The organism is Micromonospora sp. AMSO31t (assembly GCF_008868175.1).
Classification (GTDB): domain Bacteria; phylum Actinomycetota; class Actinomycetes; order Mycobacteriales; family Micromonosporaceae; genus Micromonospora.
In genome coordinates, this window is the sequence record NZ_WBKT01000003.1 from 77,345 (window position 1) to 93,251 (window position 15,907).

17 protein-coding genes are annotated in these 15,907 nt (G+C 70.5%); 9 read left to right on the forward strand and 8 right to left on the reverse strand.

From position 1 onward, the window contains the following. Window positions 1-22 precede the first annotated feature (22 nt). Window positions 23-673 carry a fasciclin domain-containing protein gene (locus F8274_RS01360; protein ID WP_151460414.1) on the forward strand — a complete coding sequence of 217 codons (651 nt, stop codon included), beginning with the start codon at window positions 23-25 and terminating at the stop codon, window positions 671-673. 36 nt (window positions 674-709) lie between these two features. On the opposite strand, the gene F8274_RS01365 is transcribed toward F8274_RS01360, so the two are convergent. Beyond that, on the reverse strand, window positions 710-1,702 hold the full coding sequence (locus tag F8274_RS01365; protein WP_151460415.1) for a GlxA family transcriptional regulator: 993 nt from the start codon (window positions 1,700-1,702) through the stop codon (window positions 710-712). Window positions 1,703-1,970: 268 nt separating this feature from the next. Between F8274_RS01365 and F8274_RS01370 the strand changes: the two genes are divergently transcribed. The 5 genes from F8274_RS01370 (at window position 1,971) to F8274_RS01390 (ending at window position 6,028) form a co-directional block, all read left to right on the forward strand. Beyond that, complete coding sequence (locus tag F8274_RS01370; protein WP_151460416.1) at window positions 1,971-2,609, forward strand: HD domain-containing protein; 639 nt, start codon at window positions 1,971-1,973, stop codon at window positions 2,607-2,609. 145 nt (window positions 2,610-2,754) lie between these two features. Continuing rightward, window positions 2,755-3,159, forward strand: a complete 405-nt coding sequence (locus F8274_RS31635; protein ID WP_225853532.1) for an alcohol dehydrogenase catalytic domain-containing protein — start codon at window positions 2,755-2,757, stop codon at window positions 3,157-3,159. A gap of 3 nt (window positions 3,160-3,162) precedes the next feature. Beyond that, on the forward strand, window positions 3,163-3,702 hold the full coding sequence (locus F8274_RS31640) for a zinc-binding dehydrogenase (RefSeq protein WP_225853539.1): 540 nt from the start codon (window positions 3,163-3,165) through the stop codon (window positions 3,700-3,702). A gap of 519 nt (window positions 3,703-4,221) precedes the next feature. Next, entirely contained in the window at window positions 4,222-4,596 is a 375-nt protein-coding gene (locus F8274_RS01385; protein WP_151460417.1) for a YciI family protein, read from the forward strand. 250 nt (window positions 4,597-4,846) lie between these two features. Then, on the forward strand, window positions 4,847-6,028 hold the full coding sequence (locus F8274_RS01390) for a low temperature requirement protein A (protein WP_151460418.1): 1,182 nt from the start codon (window positions 4,847-4,849) through the stop codon (window positions 6,026-6,028). Between the two features lie 87 nt (window positions 6,029-6,115). Here F8274_RS01390 and F8274_RS01395 read toward each other — a convergent pair whose 3' ends face one another. Then, window positions 6,116-6,880 carry a maleylpyruvate isomerase N-terminal domain-containing protein gene (locus F8274_RS01395; RefSeq protein ID WP_225853533.1) on the reverse strand — a complete coding sequence of 255 codons (765 nt, stop codon included), beginning with the start codon at window positions 6,878-6,880 and terminating at the stop codon, window positions 6,116-6,118. A 376-nt stretch (window positions 6,881-7,256) separates the two neighbouring features. Here F8274_RS01395 and F8274_RS01400 point away from each other — a divergent pair, with 376 nt between their 5' ends. Then, window positions 7,257-8,474, forward strand: coding sequence for an acyltransferase (locus F8274_RS01400; RefSeq protein WP_151460420.1), 1,218 nt, complete (start codon window positions 7,257-7,259; stop codon window positions 8,472-8,474). A 378-nt stretch (window positions 8,475-8,852) separates the two neighbouring features. Here F8274_RS01400 and F8274_RS01410 read toward each other — a convergent pair whose 3' ends face one another. Further along, a complete protein-coding gene (locus tag F8274_RS01410; RefSeq protein WP_151460421.1) occupies window positions 8,853-9,887 on the reverse strand; it encodes a questin oxidase family protein in 1,035 nt (344 codons plus the stop codon). A 441-nt stretch (window positions 9,888-10,328) separates the two neighbouring features. Here F8274_RS01410 and F8274_RS01415 point away from each other — a divergent pair, with 441 nt between their 5' ends. Then, window positions 10,329-10,601, forward strand: coding sequence for a hypothetical protein (locus F8274_RS01415; RefSeq protein ID WP_192579655.1), 273 nt, complete (start codon window positions 10,329-10,331; stop codon window positions 10,599-10,601). A gap of 126 nt (window positions 10,602-10,727) precedes the next feature. After that, on the forward strand, window positions 10,728-11,918 hold the full coding sequence (locus F8274_RS01420) for an amidohydrolase family protein (RefSeq protein ID WP_151460423.1): 1,191 nt from the start codon (window positions 10,728-10,730) through the stop codon (window positions 11,916-11,918). Window positions 11,919-12,011: 93 nt separating this feature from the next. On the opposite strand, the gene F8274_RS01425 is transcribed toward F8274_RS01420, so the two are convergent. The 5 genes from F8274_RS01425 to F8274_RS01445 all read right to left on the reverse strand — a co-directional run bounded on the left by F8274_RS01425 (window position 12,012) and on the right by F8274_RS01445 (window position 15,875). Further along, on the reverse strand, window positions 12,012-12,989 hold the full coding sequence (locus F8274_RS01425) for an ABC transporter permease subunit (RefSeq protein WP_151460424.1): 978 nt from the start codon (window positions 12,987-12,989) through the stop codon (window positions 12,012-12,014). Further along, entirely contained in the window at window positions 12,986-13,885 is a 900-nt protein-coding gene (locus F8274_RS01430; RefSeq protein WP_151460425.1) for an ABC transporter ATP-binding protein, read from the reverse strand. Before F8274_RS01430 ends, F8274_RS01425 begins: the two co-directional genes overlap by 4 nt. Beyond that, window positions 13,882-14,277, reverse strand: coding sequence for a GntR family transcriptional regulator (locus F8274_RS01435; RefSeq protein ID WP_151460426.1), 396 nt, complete (start codon window positions 14,275-14,277; stop codon window positions 13,882-13,884). The genes F8274_RS01430 and F8274_RS01435 overlap by 4 nt, the downstream gene beginning before the upstream one ends. A gap of 111 nt (window positions 14,278-14,388) precedes the next feature. Beyond that, window positions 14,389-14,970 carry a dihydrofolate reductase family protein gene (locus tag F8274_RS01440; RefSeq protein ID WP_151460427.1) on the reverse strand — a complete coding sequence of 194 codons (582 nt, stop codon included), beginning with the start codon at window positions 14,968-14,970 and terminating at the stop codon, window positions 14,389-14,391. A gap of 65 nt (window positions 14,971-15,035) precedes the next feature. Then, the gene (locus tag F8274_RS01445; protein ID WP_225853534.1) at window positions 15,036-15,875 is read right to left on the reverse strand and encodes a helix-turn-helix domain-containing protein; all 840 of its coding nucleotides are present in this window, start codon (window positions 15,873-15,875) and stop codon (window positions 15,036-15,038) included. Between the last annotated feature and the right edge of the window lie 32 nt (window positions 15,876-15,907).

Genomic DNA, 15,907 nt, shown 5'->3' on the forward strand with positions numbered 1-15,907 from the left:
CCCACCGACGAAGGGCTTACCAATGAGGATCTCTCGTGTCGCTGCCCGGCTCGCCGTGGGCACCACGGCCGCGGCCATGGCCACCACCGCCGTCGCCGCGCCCGCGCAGGCTGCCACCACGGCGTTCGGCACCCGATCGCTGGCGGCAGTGCTCACGGCCGACACCAGCGGATTCGACCGCAACTCCCGGGACTTCGACGTGCTCACCGCGGCGGTGCTGGCGGTGCTGCAGGCCAAGCCGGACTCGCCGGTCGAGGTGCTCACCGACGGCAGCGCCCCGCTGACCGCGTTCGTGCCGAACGACCACGCCTTCCGGGAGCTGGTCCGCGACCTCACGCACGCCCGCACGCTGCCCGGCGAACGGACCGCGTTCGACGCGGTGGCCGGCCTCGGGGTGGACACCGTCGAGGACGTGTTGCTCTACCACGTGGTGCCCGGCGCCACGATCGACCGGAAGGCGGCACTCAAGGCCGACGGGGTGGAGCTGTCCACCGCGCTCGGCGCGACCGTCGAGGTCGACGTCAAGCGCTGCTGGTACGGCCGGCAGGTGCGGCTCGTCGACGCCGACACCAGCGACCGCGACGCGCGGGTGGTCCGCTATGACCTGAACAAGGGCAACCGGCAGATCGGCCACGCGGTCGACCGGGTGCTCCGCCCGATCGACCTGCCCTGACGCTCACCGGCGGCGCCCGGCACCTGCCGGGCGCCCTCAACTGCGACCGGAGTGCTGACCCGCGTTGGGGCGGCGGGCCGTGCCGAACCGGCGCTGGTACGCGGCGGGGCTGATCGACAGCTTCCTGGCGAAAACCCGTCGCATGCTCTCGTAGCTGGGGAACCCGGCGCGCGTCGCGGCCTGAGTCGCGCTGTGTCCCTGGTCGAGCAGTGCCCTGGCCAGGTCGAATCGGATGCTCTCCACGTAGCGGGCCGGTGTCGTGGACAGCTCGTCGTGGAAGAGCCGGGTGAGGTGCCGGGTGCTCACGTTGAGGTGTCTCGCCAGTTCGCCGAGCGAGTGGTCCCCGCGGGGGTTCGCCGTCACCAGGTCGGTGATCTTACGGAGAGCCGCCGACCGGGGCGGTGGTCCCTGCAGCGGCGCCGAGAACTGCGACTGCCCGCCCGCACGCTGCATGTACACCACCAGGGCGCGGGCGACGTCGCGCGCCACGCCGGGCCCGTGGTCCTCTTCGACGAGAGCGAGCGCCAGGTCGATACCGGCGGTCACCCCTGCCGACGTGTACGTCGTGCCGTCGCGAACGTAGATCGCGTCAGGCTCGACGCGGCACGTCGGGTGCCGCGCGGCAAGCTCGTGCGCCACCTGCCAGTGGGTGGTCGCGCGCTTGCCGTCGAGAAGGCCGGCGGCGGCGAGGACGAACGCCCCGGTGCAGATCGACGCGACCCGGCCGGCCACGGCCGCCGGTATCCGTGCGGCGTCCGCCAGGTCGGCCGGCACACCAGCGCGCGGATAGCGGTCGGACCCGGCCACCAGCAACGTGTCGACCGCCGGCGCCGAGGAGACGGCGCCGTCGACCGCGATCCGGACCCCGAGGTTCGACGTGACGTCCGCGCCGGTCGGCGACAGCAGCACGATCCGGTAGTCGGCACCGAACCGGTTCGCCTCCTTGAACACCTCCGCGGGACCGGCGACGTCCAGCAATGTCACTCCGTCGTAGACGAAGACCGCGACGCGATGAGGACCGGCATTCACCGCGCCGGCTCCCCCGGCGCCGGATCCACGCGCGGGTGGCCCGACCCCGGCACTGACCGCCGCCGGGTCGCCGGAACGGGAGGTGTGGACACCGCCTATTGGTAGCACGCCACCGTTGCCGGAAGGCGAACTCCGTGATCTTGAGCTGATCAAGCCCGGCTGGGCCTGTCCGGATATGAGGGTTTCCTGGCCGGACGAAGGCGGCGGCGTACGACGATCGGTGGGCAGCATGGACGCCGGCCACACTCTTCAGGGAAGGTCACCGATCATGCCAGAGGTCATCGCGGGGCTGGAAGTTCCCGAGACGGCGGCGGTCGCGGAAGCGACCAGGCGCATCCAGGAAACGACCAGTCCTCTCATCTACCACCACTCCCGACGGGTCTTCTTCTTCAGCCTGATCCACGCCCGGAAGCTCGGCGTGAAACCGGACCCGGAGCTGCTCTATCTGGCGGCCATGTTCCACGACACCGGCCTCCTGACTCCCTTTTCCGACGTCGAGCAGCGCTTCGAAGTCGACGGGGCCGACCACGCGCGCGCGTTCCTCCTGGAGCGGGGTTTCCCGACGGCCGCCGCGGAGACCGTGTGGACGGCGATCGCGCTGCACACCACGCCGGGCATCCCCGACCGGATGGCTCCGGAAATCGCGACCACGTACCTCGGTGTCCTGACCGACGTGCTCGGCTTCGGCCTGGACGGACTGGAGCAGGATCAGCTGGACGACATCCTCGCCGTCCATCCGCGCGGCGACTTCAAGAACGAGTTTCTGCGGACCTACGTCGACGGGCTGAAGAACCGGCCCGAGACAACGAACGGCACCGTGAACTCCGACGTGCTCGAACACTTCATCCCCGGCTTCCAGCGGGTGACGACGGTTCAGCGCATCGCCGGCTCGCCCTGGCCCAGCTGACACGACGCGGGCTCAGCAGCGTACCGATGAGGTTTGGTGAAGTGGGCTCCAGCAGCGGCCCGCTTCGTGGGCGCGCGGTGCCGGCCACGGCCGCGGAGGTCGCGGATCGGGCCACATCGGCGAGCTTTCTTGGAAGGATTCGAGCATGCGAGCGATCACCGTGCGAGACCGTGCCGCGGGTGTCGGCGGCCTCACCCTGGCCGACATGCCCTACCCCCACGCTGCGGAGAACGACGTCATCGTGCGCGTGCACGCCGCCGGCTTCACCCCCGGGGAGCTCGACTGGCCGGGAACCTGGTCCGACCGCGCCGGTCGCGACCGGACACCCAGCATCCCCGGTCACGAGCTGTCCGGAGTCGTGGTCGAGCTCGGCTACGGGACCACCGGCCTCACCGTGGGCCAGCGGGTGTTCGGACTGACCGACTGGACCCGCAACGGTTCCCTGGCCGAATACACCGCGGTGGAAGCGCGCAACCTCGCTCCGCTCGCGGCCGACATCGACCACTCCGCGGCCGCCGCGTTGCCCATCTCCGGGCTGACCGCGTGGTAGCGGCTGTTCGACCACGGCCACCTCACGACCGGCCAGACCGTCCTCGTTCACGGCGCCGCGGGCGGCGTCGGCTCACTCGCCGTCCAACTCGCGCGGGAGGTTGGTGCCCGCGTGATCGGCACCGGCCGTGCCGGCGACCGGGATGTCGCGCTCGACCTCGGCGCGCACAGCTTCCTCGACCTGGAGGCCGACGAACTGCCGCACGCCGGCGAGGTGGACCTGGTGTTCGACGTCATCGGCGGCGACATCCTCACGCGATCCACCGAACTGGTACGCCCGGGCGGCACGGTCGTCACGATCGCCATGCCACCCACCGTGCAGCCCACGAACGGGCGCGCCATCTTCTTCGTCGTCGAACCTGATCGCGTCCGGCTGACCGACCTCGCCCAACGTCTGCGGGCGGGGCGGCTCAAGCCCATCGTCGGCGCCGTGCGCCCGCTTTCCGAAACGGCGTCCGCGTTCGCCCGCCGCCGCCGCACGCCCGGCAAGACGATCATTCAGGTCGCGGACGAAGAGGGTACGCAGCACTCGTCATCAGTGTGAGCCTCGACCGGGCACGTAGCAGGATGAACACCGATGCGTAGCGACTGGACTGCTCTGCCTGAGAGTGTCACGACAGGGATCGCCGCACGGGTCGGTGGCGCCTTCGCCGTAGCCCCGGCATCCGGGGGCGACCATGCGGAGATCGCCTCGACGGTCACCGGGCCAGGGAACCGAGCATCTCGCCGGTCCCCACCCGGACCTGACCCCCGGCAGCTCGGACCTCGACCTGCTCGCCGTCACACTGAAGTTCGCCGCGTGGAGCGCGGCCGACCGCGAGGTCTTGGACGACTTCGCGTCAAGGAACGCAGCGAAGTGGTCGGCCAAGGCCCGGCAGAGCACCGAGAGCTGGGTACCCGATCTCGCCCTGTCGACCGGCGAGTGGGCGGCCTACCGCGCAGGCGCCGATCGGCGGGGGTCACGCGGAAAGCTCTCCTGGCTTAGCGTCGGATCCGGAGCGAGTCGTTCGTAGAACAGGTGAGAGGCGGCCGGAGAAGGCCGTCCGGACAAGGGAGTCACGGGATGACGCGTTACCTGATCTCGTTCAATGACGGCGCGATGGACCACATCCCCGGCGAGGAGATGCCCGACGTGGCCAAGGCCTCGCACGCGGTGGTCCAGGAGGCCGTGAACGCCAGCGTGTGGGTTTTCGGCGGCGGGCTGGAAAGGCAGCAGGCGAGCGTCGTGGCCACGGACGGGATGGTCACCGACGGCCCTTACCCCGAAACCAAGGAGGTCATCGGCGGGTTCGTGGTCGTCGACGTGGCCTCCCGCGAGGAAGCGCTGGCGTGGGCTGCCAAGATCGCCGTCGCGTGCCGCTGCGCGCAGGAGGTCAGGGAGCTCATGCCCGACGCCGAGCAGGACGAGATGCTCCGCCAGGCTGACAGGCGATGGTGACTCCCGACGGCGCCTGATCGAGGGAGACCCGCACGTTGGCGCAAGAGTTGCGTGGCCGCGGTTGACGATGTGGATCTTCGTACCGACCTGACCTGAGGCGCGGGGCGGTGGCCCGGGGATCGGGCGTGGACGGAGCCCGGGCCTCGGGCCGGGCCGACCTCGCGAACGCTGACCACGTCCGCAGCCACGACCGCTCACGCAGTGGCAAAATGCCACAAGACCGGGCAAGGCTGGCAGAACGGGCGAGCGGATGACGACGAGCAGGGCGGCCGAGCTGCTGCGGAGACCCGGGGTTCCACAGCGCGCCACGTTCCTGGAACTCTTCTTCGACCTGGTGTTTGTCCTCGCACTCACTCAGCTCTCGCGCGGCCTGGCCGACGATCTCGGCTGGAGCGGCGTCTTCCGGACGCTGGTGCTGTTGGCGGCCATGTGGTGGGTCTGGTCCAGCACCGCATGGCTGACCGACCGGACGGACCCGCAACGACCGGTCATCCAGGCGCTCGTCATCGCGACCATGGTCGGCAGCCTGGTGATGGCGGCGGCGGTGCCCGAGGCATTCGGCGACACGGGCCCGATCTTCGCGGGCGCCTACGTCGCCGTCCAGCTCAGCCGCGGGCTCGTCCTCATGGTCGTTCTGCGTGGCCACGAACTGCAGCGCCACGTCGCCCGGGGGCTGTTCTGGTACAGCCTGTCGGCGCTGCCGTGGATCGCGGGGGCGCTCGTGCACGGTACGGCGCGTGGCGCGTTGTGGGCACTCGCGGTGGTCCTGGACCACACGGCAGGCAGAATCGGCTTCCCCACCCCGGGGGTGGGCCGTACGCCGAGCCAGGACCTGGTGATCTCGGGCGAGCACCTGTCCGAGCGCTACCGACAGTTCTTCATCATCGCGCTCGGCGAGCTGATCCTGGTTACCGGTCTGGCGCTGAGCAGCAGCGGCTTCGCACCGGACGCCGCTGCCGCGTTCACAGTGTCGATCGCGACCACCGTGCTGCTGTGGCGGATCTACATATACCGCGCCGGGCAGGTCCTGGCGGAAGCGATTGCCGCGTCGACCGACCCGGTCCGCCTCGCCCGATGGGCGTCGTACGCCCACCTGGCCATGGTGGCCGGCGTGGTCGCCGCAGCCGTCGGCGCCGAACTTGTCATCGCCCATCCACTCGGGCACACCCCACCGGCCTGGATCGCCGTCATCCTCGGCGGGCCAGCGCTGTACCTGGTCGGGCGCGCCCGCTTCGAGCACGCGGTATTCGGCCGCGTCTCCCGGTCCCGGCCTATCGGCGTCCTTGCGCTGGCCGCCCTGGCGCCGGCGATGCTCCCCTTGCCGCCAGTCGTGGTCGCCGCCGCCGCTGCCCTCGTCCTGACCGGGATCGCCATATCCGATGCAGCCCGCGCCCGCGGGCACGCGCCCGAGCCGCCGTCACCACCCGGCTAGTGCTCTGACCGGGAACGCTTACCGGCGGGCCCAGTGGTGCCCGCAGGAGTGCGCGCACAACCGACAGATGCGTCACAAGTGCGCGTTTTACGCGTTCGGGTCCCACTCTGCGAGCTGCTCCATCGGCTCGGTGTCGCCGGTGGTCTCCAGGCCGTCGAGCGGGACGCGCGCGTAGAAGTAGAGGATGAGTTCACTCGCTGCGCCTCGCATCGCCATGTGGCCCGGCTCCGCGTCGGCGGCGAGGTCGTCGCAGCGGACGCCGTCGGCGTTGAGGGTCAGGCGCCAGGAGCGGCCCTCGGTCGTGTGCAGGTCGATGGTCGCCGGCTTGAACGGCCAGGGGACGGTCGTCGCCGAGACGGTCGTCAGGAACTCGTCGACGCCCTCGACCGCGACGTCCGTCGGCAGCGGCTGTGCGGCGCCCTGGGTGAGCTGGGCGTCGTAGGTGTGGACGGCGATCTCCTGGATCTGGTGCCGGGCCACGGCTCCGCTGGTCTGCGGGGCCTGCGAGCGGCCCCACCAGGTCCAGCAGCCGCGGTCCGGGCCGGCCTCGCGCATCGCGTCGAGCATGAGCTCGGTCGACTCGGCGAGCCAGGCGTCCAGGGCTTCGCGGTCGCGGGGCGCGGTCGGGGCGCCCTTCGGGTCCGTCCTCGCCGGGGGCTCAGCGCCCGGGCCCGCCGCGATGATGGCGGCCTGGCGGCGGCGGCCGTCGCCGAGGTGCTGCGCCAGTTCGCGCAGCGTCCAGTCCGGGCAGGTCGGTACCTGGACGTCGAGGTCGGGGGCGGACGCGATCGCGGCGCGGAACGCGGCCGAGCGGTCTTCGATCAGCCGCAGGACCTCGGGGAACTCCAACATGTTTTGCACCTCGGTTGTGTATCACTGCGCGCCGGCCGCCGAGTAGCGAATTTGTCGGACGAACGCGTCGACAGCCGGGCGGAGCGCCGGCGCCGAAGGCGTCCTGAAACTCCGCGCACTGCTCGCCAACGGAACACCGGTGTGGTTCAGCGGTCGACCGCCAATCACATCCGCCCTCCGGCGTCAGCCGCCCTTTCGGCGGCGCCAGGAGACACGACGCCCTGTGGCCGCAGAACCGACGCCGACCTCGCCTTCGAGCGCCGTCGATCCAGCCGCCGGTCGCCTCGTGTCTACCTTGCTGACGTCACCGACCGCCTGCTAGCTTGCCCGGCGTACGCCGCGCCGGGCCGGGTCGTGGCCTCGACGAGGAGATCATGTGAAACCTCCCTCCGGAGCCGCTGCGCCGCGCCTGTACGTCCTCGACGGGTTGCGTCTGGTCGCCGCCATCCTCGTCGTGGCTTTCCACTTCACCGTCTTCTCCGAGCCGTGGGGCAACCCGCCCAGCCCCACCCTGCCGACCTTGAGCATCTACACCCAGTTCGGCTGGCTGGGTGTCTTCCTCTTCTTCCTCATCAGCGGCTTTGTGATCTGCATGAGCGCCGAAGGGCGTGGCCTGGGCCAGTTCGCGGCAGCCCGGATCACCCGGCTCTTTCCCGCGTACTGGTTCGCGGTGATCGTCACCAGCGCGGTGGTGACGCTCTGGCCGGTCGTCGCGAAGCCACTGGCCCCGGGTGACGTGCTGACCAACCTCACCATGTTCCACGACCTGATGAAGGTGGACTCCGCCGACTACGTCTACTGGACCCTGGCCCACGAACTCCGCTTCTACCTTCTCTTCGGTCTGTTCGTCCTGGTCCGTGGATACACCCCGCGGCGGGTCCTGCTGTTCGCCGCGGGCTGGCTGGTCGCCAGCCTGTTCGCCTACCACTCCATCCCGTGGCTCACCGGCCTGCTGGTGCCCCTCAGCGCGCCCTGCTTCGTGGCCGGCATGGCCCTGTACCTGATCTACCGGCACGGCTCCAACATCTACGTCTGGGGACTGCTCGGCGCCTCGTGGCTCGTCGCGCTCCAGATGATCGGCACCATCACCCCACACCTCCCGGCCCGGACGGTGCTCTCGTCGACCCAGGTCGCGATCATCGAGGCGGGGCTGGTCACGCTCTTCTTCCTGATCCTCGCCGCGGTAGCCACCCACCGCCTCGCGGTCGGCTGGCGGTGGCTGACCACCGCCGGCGCGCTGACCTACCCGCTCTACCTCCTGCACGAGTACATCGGGTGGGTGCTGATCTACCACCTGCACCAGGTCCTTCCCGACTGGGTGACCGGGCTCGTCGTGGTGCTGTTCTTCCTGGCGGTTTCGTGGCTGGTGCACCGGTTCATTGAAAGGCCGGTCGCCCGCTGGATGCGCCGGAAGTTCGCCGAGGCCCGGGCTTCGGGCTTCCTGCGCCCGCCAACGTTCGGCCCGCCGGCCCAGTCCCGCCCGGGCGCCCCGGCACCGGCCGGCGCCGGCCCGGTGGCCGCCTCCGACGAGCCGGGGACGTCGCCGGCAGACGCCCCGCCCCTCGTCCTGGCCCGGGCCAGCTCCACCGACTGAGCCGCTACTCGCTCGCCGAGGTTCGGCAGGGCGGGACGTCCGCTCCCTCGCGCCGCCCGGAACACCGGCCGCGCGGCCCGGCCGGCTGCCGACCACCACCACCCGGTCAACCAGCGCCGTATCACCACACCTGCAAGTCCTCCACGCGACGGGCCTGATCACCCGCGCCCGCGACGGACGCTGCGTGCTGTACCGTCGCAGCCCTCTCGGCGATCAACTGGCCGGCCAGTCGGCGGAGCGTTGATCCAAGTGGGTCACGGCGTTGCCCTCCGGTCATCATGTCCGCCAGCCTCCCCGTCCGGGGAGGCTGGCGGGTCTACGGCCGCCCGACGAGGAGATCCGCGGCTCGTGCCTGGCATGGCAGATGGCACACGTTCGTTAGTCGGCGGCGATCTGCTCGATGGATTGGGCGGCGATGGCGAGCAGGGCGGGATCTCCGGAGCGGGTGTACGTGTCGCTTACGGCATCAATGAATTTGATCGCGTGCGGGTCTCCGGCGTCTGTTGCACGGCGCATGACCTCGTCGAGGCTCAGGTCGGGGCCAGCGGGCGGGGCGGGCCGCGCCTCGGCCGGGGCGTAGGCGGCGGTAACCGCAGCTGTTGCCGCCCAGGCGGCGGCGAGGCTCGGCGCCCAGAGCGTTGGCGGTAGAGCCGGCAGGGCACGCAGGACCGCGTTCGGCGCGGTGGCGGCGTGGACGAGCATGACAGGGCTGGCGTACCCGTGGGTGCCGTGCCGGATGACCGCGGCGTCGACGATGCCCCCGAGCCGTGTTGGCACGTCGTCCTTGTTGTTGCCGGGCACTGCTCCGGCTACTGAAGGCCACCGGGTCAGGTCGGCCAGTTGAGCGAGGCGGGCTCGGATGCCGGACCGCTGGTCGGGTATGCGGGGTACTGCGTCGAGCGCGGACCGGGCGTCGGTTGTCGAGTATGGTCCGACGCCGGGTGGTGCGAGGGGCTGCCACCGGGCGGCCCAGTAGGCCAGCCCTTGACCGAGTTCGGCGACGCGCGGCTGGGTCTCCTCGTCGAGCAGGGCGCGTATGGCGTGGCCGACCCGGATGACTCCGTGGGTCGCGCCAGCGGCTATGCCAGGTAGCAGGCGTGGCCACCACCGGACCAGCACGTCCCGCCAAGGTTCGCCGGCCAACTCGCGGTCGAAATAGTTCAGCCAGTCTCCGGTACGAACCGGGTCGCCGAGCGGGTCACGCCACTCATCATGTGGGATGGGCCGAATACCGCGTGGTCGCTCTTCCAGCCTGTCCGCGTAGCCGTCAATCCATCGGTGAACTGCCCGCTCGTGGCCGCGATAAGCCAGGACCTCCACCGCCATGGGGGCGTGGTTGGATAGCCAACCGTTCCGCTCCGGGCCAGTGTGGCGCACCCGTTCGTATGCCTCGTCGAGGACGGAACTCGTCATGCACTCGAGTCTTCAATCTGAAGTTCGGTTGAAGTCAAGCGATAGCTGCTCGGGGTTGACCAAGAGAACCTTCGCCAGGGGACACGAATCTCACCTGCCTACTGGAACGGGAACTGGTCGAGCAGGCACCGCCCGGTTGCGGGACAAGAGTGCATGACCGGGCCGTGTGCCCGCTGCGTGCCCGTAAGGACGGGAGCCGAGGGTAGGCGCAGGTCAAACCAGGCATGGCGATGGACCATCCCGCCGTGCGTGGGCCTACCGCTCGCGCATTTGTCGGATAGCTTGTCCGGTATGGACATTGGTAATGATCGCCGTCGCGCGGCTCCTGGCAGCTCTCCGGGCGGGAGCGCCTGGGTTTCGTCCCGGCCACCCACGCCGGTGCTCATCGCCGCACTGCTCGTTGCCGCTGGCGCACTGGTGCCACTCGGGCTACTCGTCCTGGTGCTGACCGAGTTCGAGGCCCGGAATCTGGTGCCAGTGCTACTACTCACCTTGGTCGGCGTGGGTGTCTGCGCGTCGGTCGGGTACGGGCTGTGGCGCGGCTGGCGTGGATCCCGGATCGTGGCCGTGGTGCTCGGCGTGCTGGTTCTGCTCTCGGGGCTGAATTCGCTCGGGTCCAGCAATTTCGGATTCCTGCCGATCGCGTACGGGTCATTGGTGGCGCTGCTCGTGCTGGTTCCCGCCTCCGCCCGAGCCTGGTTTCGTCGTTCCTGACGCGCCCTTCGCCGTGGGATCGAACCAGTGACCTCTTCAGTGTGAAGCAGGACTCTGCACCCACTCTGAACTGCGTAAACGAGAACCAGCAGGTACCGGTGGGTGGGCCGCCAGCGGGGAGGACCGATGACGAAACATGCTATCCGGGCGGCGCGAGTGTTCGACGGCGAGCGGCTGACGGACGGCGGGGTCCTGGTCCTGCTGGACGAAGGGCGCATCGCCGACGTGCACCGGGGTCGGGCCGAGGCGCCGGAGGGCTGGCCGGTGTACGAGGAGCCCGACGGCACCGTGCTCCCCGGCTTGATCGATGCGCATGTGCACCTGTGCGCCGATGCTGGGCTCGACGCTCTCGGCCGGCTCGCCGAGCGTGCCGAGCCGGACCTCGACGCGGTCATCGAGGCGTCACTGCGCTCGCAGTTGGCGGCCGGTGTCACGACGGTTCGGGACCTGGGCGACCGGCGTGGCGCCGTGCTCCGGTGGCGGGACCGGAAGAGCCGCGACGATCTGCCAACGGTGGTGGGGTCGGGCGCGCCAATCACCAGCGTCGGCGGGCACTGCTGGTCGATGGGGGGCGAGGCGAGCGGCGTCGACGGGATCCGCGAGGCCGTGCGGTTGCGGGCGGAGGCCGGCGCTGACCTGGTGAAGGTCATGGCCAGCGGTGGGGTGTTCACCCCCGGCACCGACACCACCCGGCCTCAGTTCACCGACCAGGAGCTGACCGCCGCGCTGACCCTGGCGCACGACCTGGGCCTGCCGGTGACCGCGCACGCGCACGCGCTCAGCGCGGTCGAGCAGGCGCTGCGCGTCGGTGTCGACGGTATCGAACACTGCACGTGCGTGACCGCTACCGGCGCCCACGTTCCCGACGAGCTCGCGGACCGCCTGGCCACGTCCGGGGTGGTGGTCTGTGCCACGCTCGGCACCGACCCGGCCGTGGTCACGCCACCGGAGGTGGTGGCGATGGCGGCGCGAGCCGGGCTCAACGAGGCCACGCTGCGCGACGGCGTTACCACCCTGCACCGGGCCGGGGTCCGCCTGGTGGCCGGCTCGGACGCGGGCCTCGGCCCGGCGAAGCCGCACGGGATCCTGCCAGAGACGCTCATCGAGTACGTCGCGTGCGGCATCCCCGCCACCGCCGCCCTCGCCGCGGGCACCTCGGTCGGCGCCCAGGTCTGTGGTCTCGGGCGGAGCAAGGGCCGCGTCCGCCCCGGATTCCACGCCGACCTACTGGTCGTGAACGGCGACCCGACGAGCGACATCACGGTACTGCGGTGCCCGCTCGCCGTGTACCGTGCCGGCTGCCCGGTGAGCAGGTGATTGGTTCCGGACGATCGCACCGACGGAAGTCACCGCTAAGGCAAGACGGCCAGCTCTGCCATCCACACAGCGTGAACGTTTGTGGTCAGGGCACTAGATCATACGGCGCCGTACCCGCCACGCCACCACACCGATCAGGACCGCCGCGACGGCGATGAACAGGGCCGCCTCGATGAGCTGGAACGTCCAGAACCGGTCGGCCGGGTGGTAGACCCCGAACTGCTGGATGCCCCGTGCGTGCAGGAACTGGTTGAGGTTGGCGCCGGCCCGGTTGGCGGCGCCCTCCAGCTCGTAGTACTCGGTCCAGCTCAACCTGCGCCCGGTGGCGTCCGCGTAGCCGTGTTCGATCATCCAGTCAGCGAAGCTGGGCACGGGCCAGTGCCCCGCCTGGTCCTTCGAGCCGCCGACAGGGACCGGCTCCATGGTGGTGAGCGGCGTGGCGTACGCGGGACGGGCCAGCAGCGCCACCGACATCCGGGCGGCGAGGAACGCCCCGAACGCGACGCCGAACGCGGGCAGGCTGCGCCGCAGGATCGCCCCGGCGGCGGTGGCGACGCCGAACGCGAACAGCGCGTACGCCACCGGAACAAGTCCCTCCAGGTCGAAGGCGTCGTACTGGAACCGCCCTTCCCACGCGTCGAATGGCTGACGGAACCAGGTGAGCACCGCGGTGAACATCCCGGTGAGCGTGACGGTGACGCCGGCCAGTGCCGCGAGCTTGGCCGCCAGCCAGCGCATCCGCGGCACGGCCTGCGTCCAGGCGAGCTGCCAGGTGCCGTCCTCCAGTTCGCGCGCGAGCAGTGGCGCACCGAGGAACGCACCGATGACGACGGGGACCAGATAGAAGCCCGCCAGGAGGTTCTCGACGTACCCGTACTCCTCGTCGAGCCGGCGGAAGGAGGCCGCGCAGGCCTCGTTGACACCGGCCTCTCCCGCACACCGGGCGGGACCGCCGGGGAACAGGTCGTGGGCCTGCGTCCCGAGCACGAGCAGGGCGATGCCGAACATGCCGACAAGCAGACCCAGGACGCAAACCTCGGTCCGGTGCTGGCGCCAGATCAACCACGTCATGCCGCCACCCCCGACGAGATCGCGGCGCTCGGCTCGGACGGCCGGCGCAGGTATGCCAGCACCAGGTCCTCCAGCGCGACCGGCTGGGCCTGCCACCCAGGCGCGGCCGGGATCGCGCCGTCGCGTACCAGCAGGGTCGTGTGCCGGTCGCTGTGGACGGCCTCCACGACGGTGCCGGCCCGGTCGACGTCGGTGGCCGTGCGCGGGCCGACGAGCAGCCGATGCTCGGCGAGGAGGGTGTCGATGTCGCCGGTGAGCGTGACCCGGCCGTGGTTGAGCACGACCAGGTGGTCGCAGACGCGCTCCAGCTCGTGCACGACGTGTGAGGAGAACAGGACGGTCACCCCGCCCTCGGCCACCGCGCCCATGAGGACCTGCAGGAACTCGTGCCGGGCCAGCGGGTCGAGGCTGGCCACCGGCTCGTCGAGGACAAGCAGGTCCGGCCGCTTCGCCAGGGCCAGAGCCAACGCGACCTGGGCCTGCTGCCCGCCGGAGAGCGTACCGGCCCTGCGGTCGAGCGGGATGCCCAGCTTCGCCAGCCGGCGCTCGGCCAGCCCCTGGTCGAACCGCAGGTTGCAGGCCCGGCCGAAGCGGAGCATCTCGGCGACGGTGAAGCGCTTGTACAGCGGGTGGTCCTGGGCCAGGAACCCGACCCGGGACAGGGTTTGCGGGGTGCTGGCGGTGACGTCGTGGCCGAGGACCTCCACCGTGCCGGTGCTCGGTGCCAGCAACCCGACGACCAGGCGCAGCAGCGTGGTCTTGCCCGCGCCGTTCGGCCCGACCAGGGCGATCACGCCGCCCGCCGGCAGGGCCAGGGTGCAGTCGCGCAGCGCCCAGCCCTTCCGGTACCGCTTGCCCACACCGTCGGCGCGCAGCGCGAACTCGGTCGCTGTCACGCCACGTCCTCATTCCTCGTCTGCTGGTGGACGGAGGTAAAAAGCGCGTTGACCGCCTGCTCGTCGAGGCCGGCCCCGTAGGCGCGGCGCAGCCAGGTCGTCAGGCCGCGGCGCAGCGACGTGTACGTCGATGCCGACATCACGGCCGACTGCTGTTCATTGACGAACGTGCCCTGGCCGGGCCGGCCGGTGACCAGGTTCTCCTGCTCCATCTGCCGGTACGCCTTGGCGACGGTGTTCGGATTGATCGCCAGGTCCTCGACCACCTCGCGGATGAGCGGGAGGCGGTCACCGGGTTGGAGAAAGCCCAGCAGCACCGCCTGGCGGACCTGCTGGACGAGTTGCAGGTACGGCGGCACGCCGGAGTGGGTGTCGAGCCGGAAGACGAACACGGTAGCCCCTTGCTGCTTTACTAGAACCCTAGTAAAGCAGCAAGTTGCCGGTCAAGAGAGCCGACGCGTCACCGTTCGCAGTGGACTTGTTCGCGGATCCGCTCAGATCGGTCAACGGCGCACCCGATAGCGCAGGTGAAGCACCCGGTTGCCCTGAATCACCACGTCCGGATCCTCCAACAGGTGCTGAGCGTGGACCGACCCGAAGTAGCGCTTGCCGGACCCGATCACGACGGGTACGACGTCCATGCGCACCTCGTCGACCAGGCCTGCGGCAAGTACCTGGCCACCGACGTCGCCAGCGGCGACCTCGACCGTGCGGTCACCCGCAAGCTCCTGCGCCTTGGCCACGGCTGCCTCGACGCCGTCGACGAAGTGGAACGGCGCCTCGGGGTCCCAGCCCTCGGGCTGCGGCCGGTGCGTCACAACCACCACGTGGTCGACCCCGCCCGGAGGCTTCCCGTCCCAGCCGTCCGTCATGTCGAAGACGTGGCGGCCGACGATTGTCGCCCCGATCTGGTCCCAGTACGGCCGGGTGTAGTCGTAGGACGTCTGCGACACCTTGACCTCGCCGCTGGAGTCCAACGGGACGTCACCGCTGGACAACCAGTCGAACAGCGGTCCGGGCTGGTCATTCTCGTCCGCGACGAAGCCGTCCACCGACACCGAGCTGTACATGACTACTGTGCCCATGGGGCGCTCCTCTGCTCTGGGATGCCCCCATATTGGCTACCGTCAGCTGTCGGTCTTGTACGAAATCAATCGGCCGGCAGCGGCCAGCCGTCCAGCACGTGGCCGGGATGTTCGCGCAGGAAGCGCCGCCGGACTTCGACGTACCGGGTCGGCGTCAGCCCGGTGAACGCCCGGAACTCGTGGCCGAAGTGGGCCTGGTCGAAGTAGCCTGCGCCACCGGCGAGGTCGCCCCAGTCGATCGGTCCGGCGGGGTCGATCGCGAACACGGTGGCGGCGAAGCGGTAGGTGCGGGCCAACCGCTTCGGCGTGACGCCGATGAGCTTCCTGAACCGCTCAGCCAGGTGAGTGCTGCTGACACCGGCTGCCACCCTCAGGTCGCCGATCGCCACCGCCCCGCTGGTCGCCGCGATGACGCTGCTCGTATGGCGGACCAGCCCCAGGCCGGCGGTCTCACACAGCCGTCGCATCAGCTCCTCCTCGAGCAGCGTCAGCATCTCGTGCGGTCCGTCCGCCGTGGCCAGCCGGTCGCGCAGCTCAGCAACGGCGGGCCGGCCCCAGACCTGCTCCACCGTCACCGGCCGGTCACACAGCTCGGCGGCGGGCATCGGCAGGAACGGCGCCAGTCCCCACGGCTTGACGTGCACGCCGACGGACCGGGTCCGGACTGGGTAGCTGAACTCCAACGCGCGGGTGGGCGTGGTGACCACGCAGCCGTCGGCGTACCCGGTCGTCTCGATGTCGGTGCCGGCGCGGATGCGGAACGGCGCCCCGAGGTTGACGATGAGCAACGCCGCCGGCATCGGCGGCAGCGTCAGCCGGGCGTACGGCGATGCACCCTCCAGGTAGTAAAGGTCGTCGATCAGCCCGTCCAGCGGCGGTCGCGGCACTCTGGACACGTACTCCACGCCCACAGTATCGCCGACGCCCCTCCGGGATC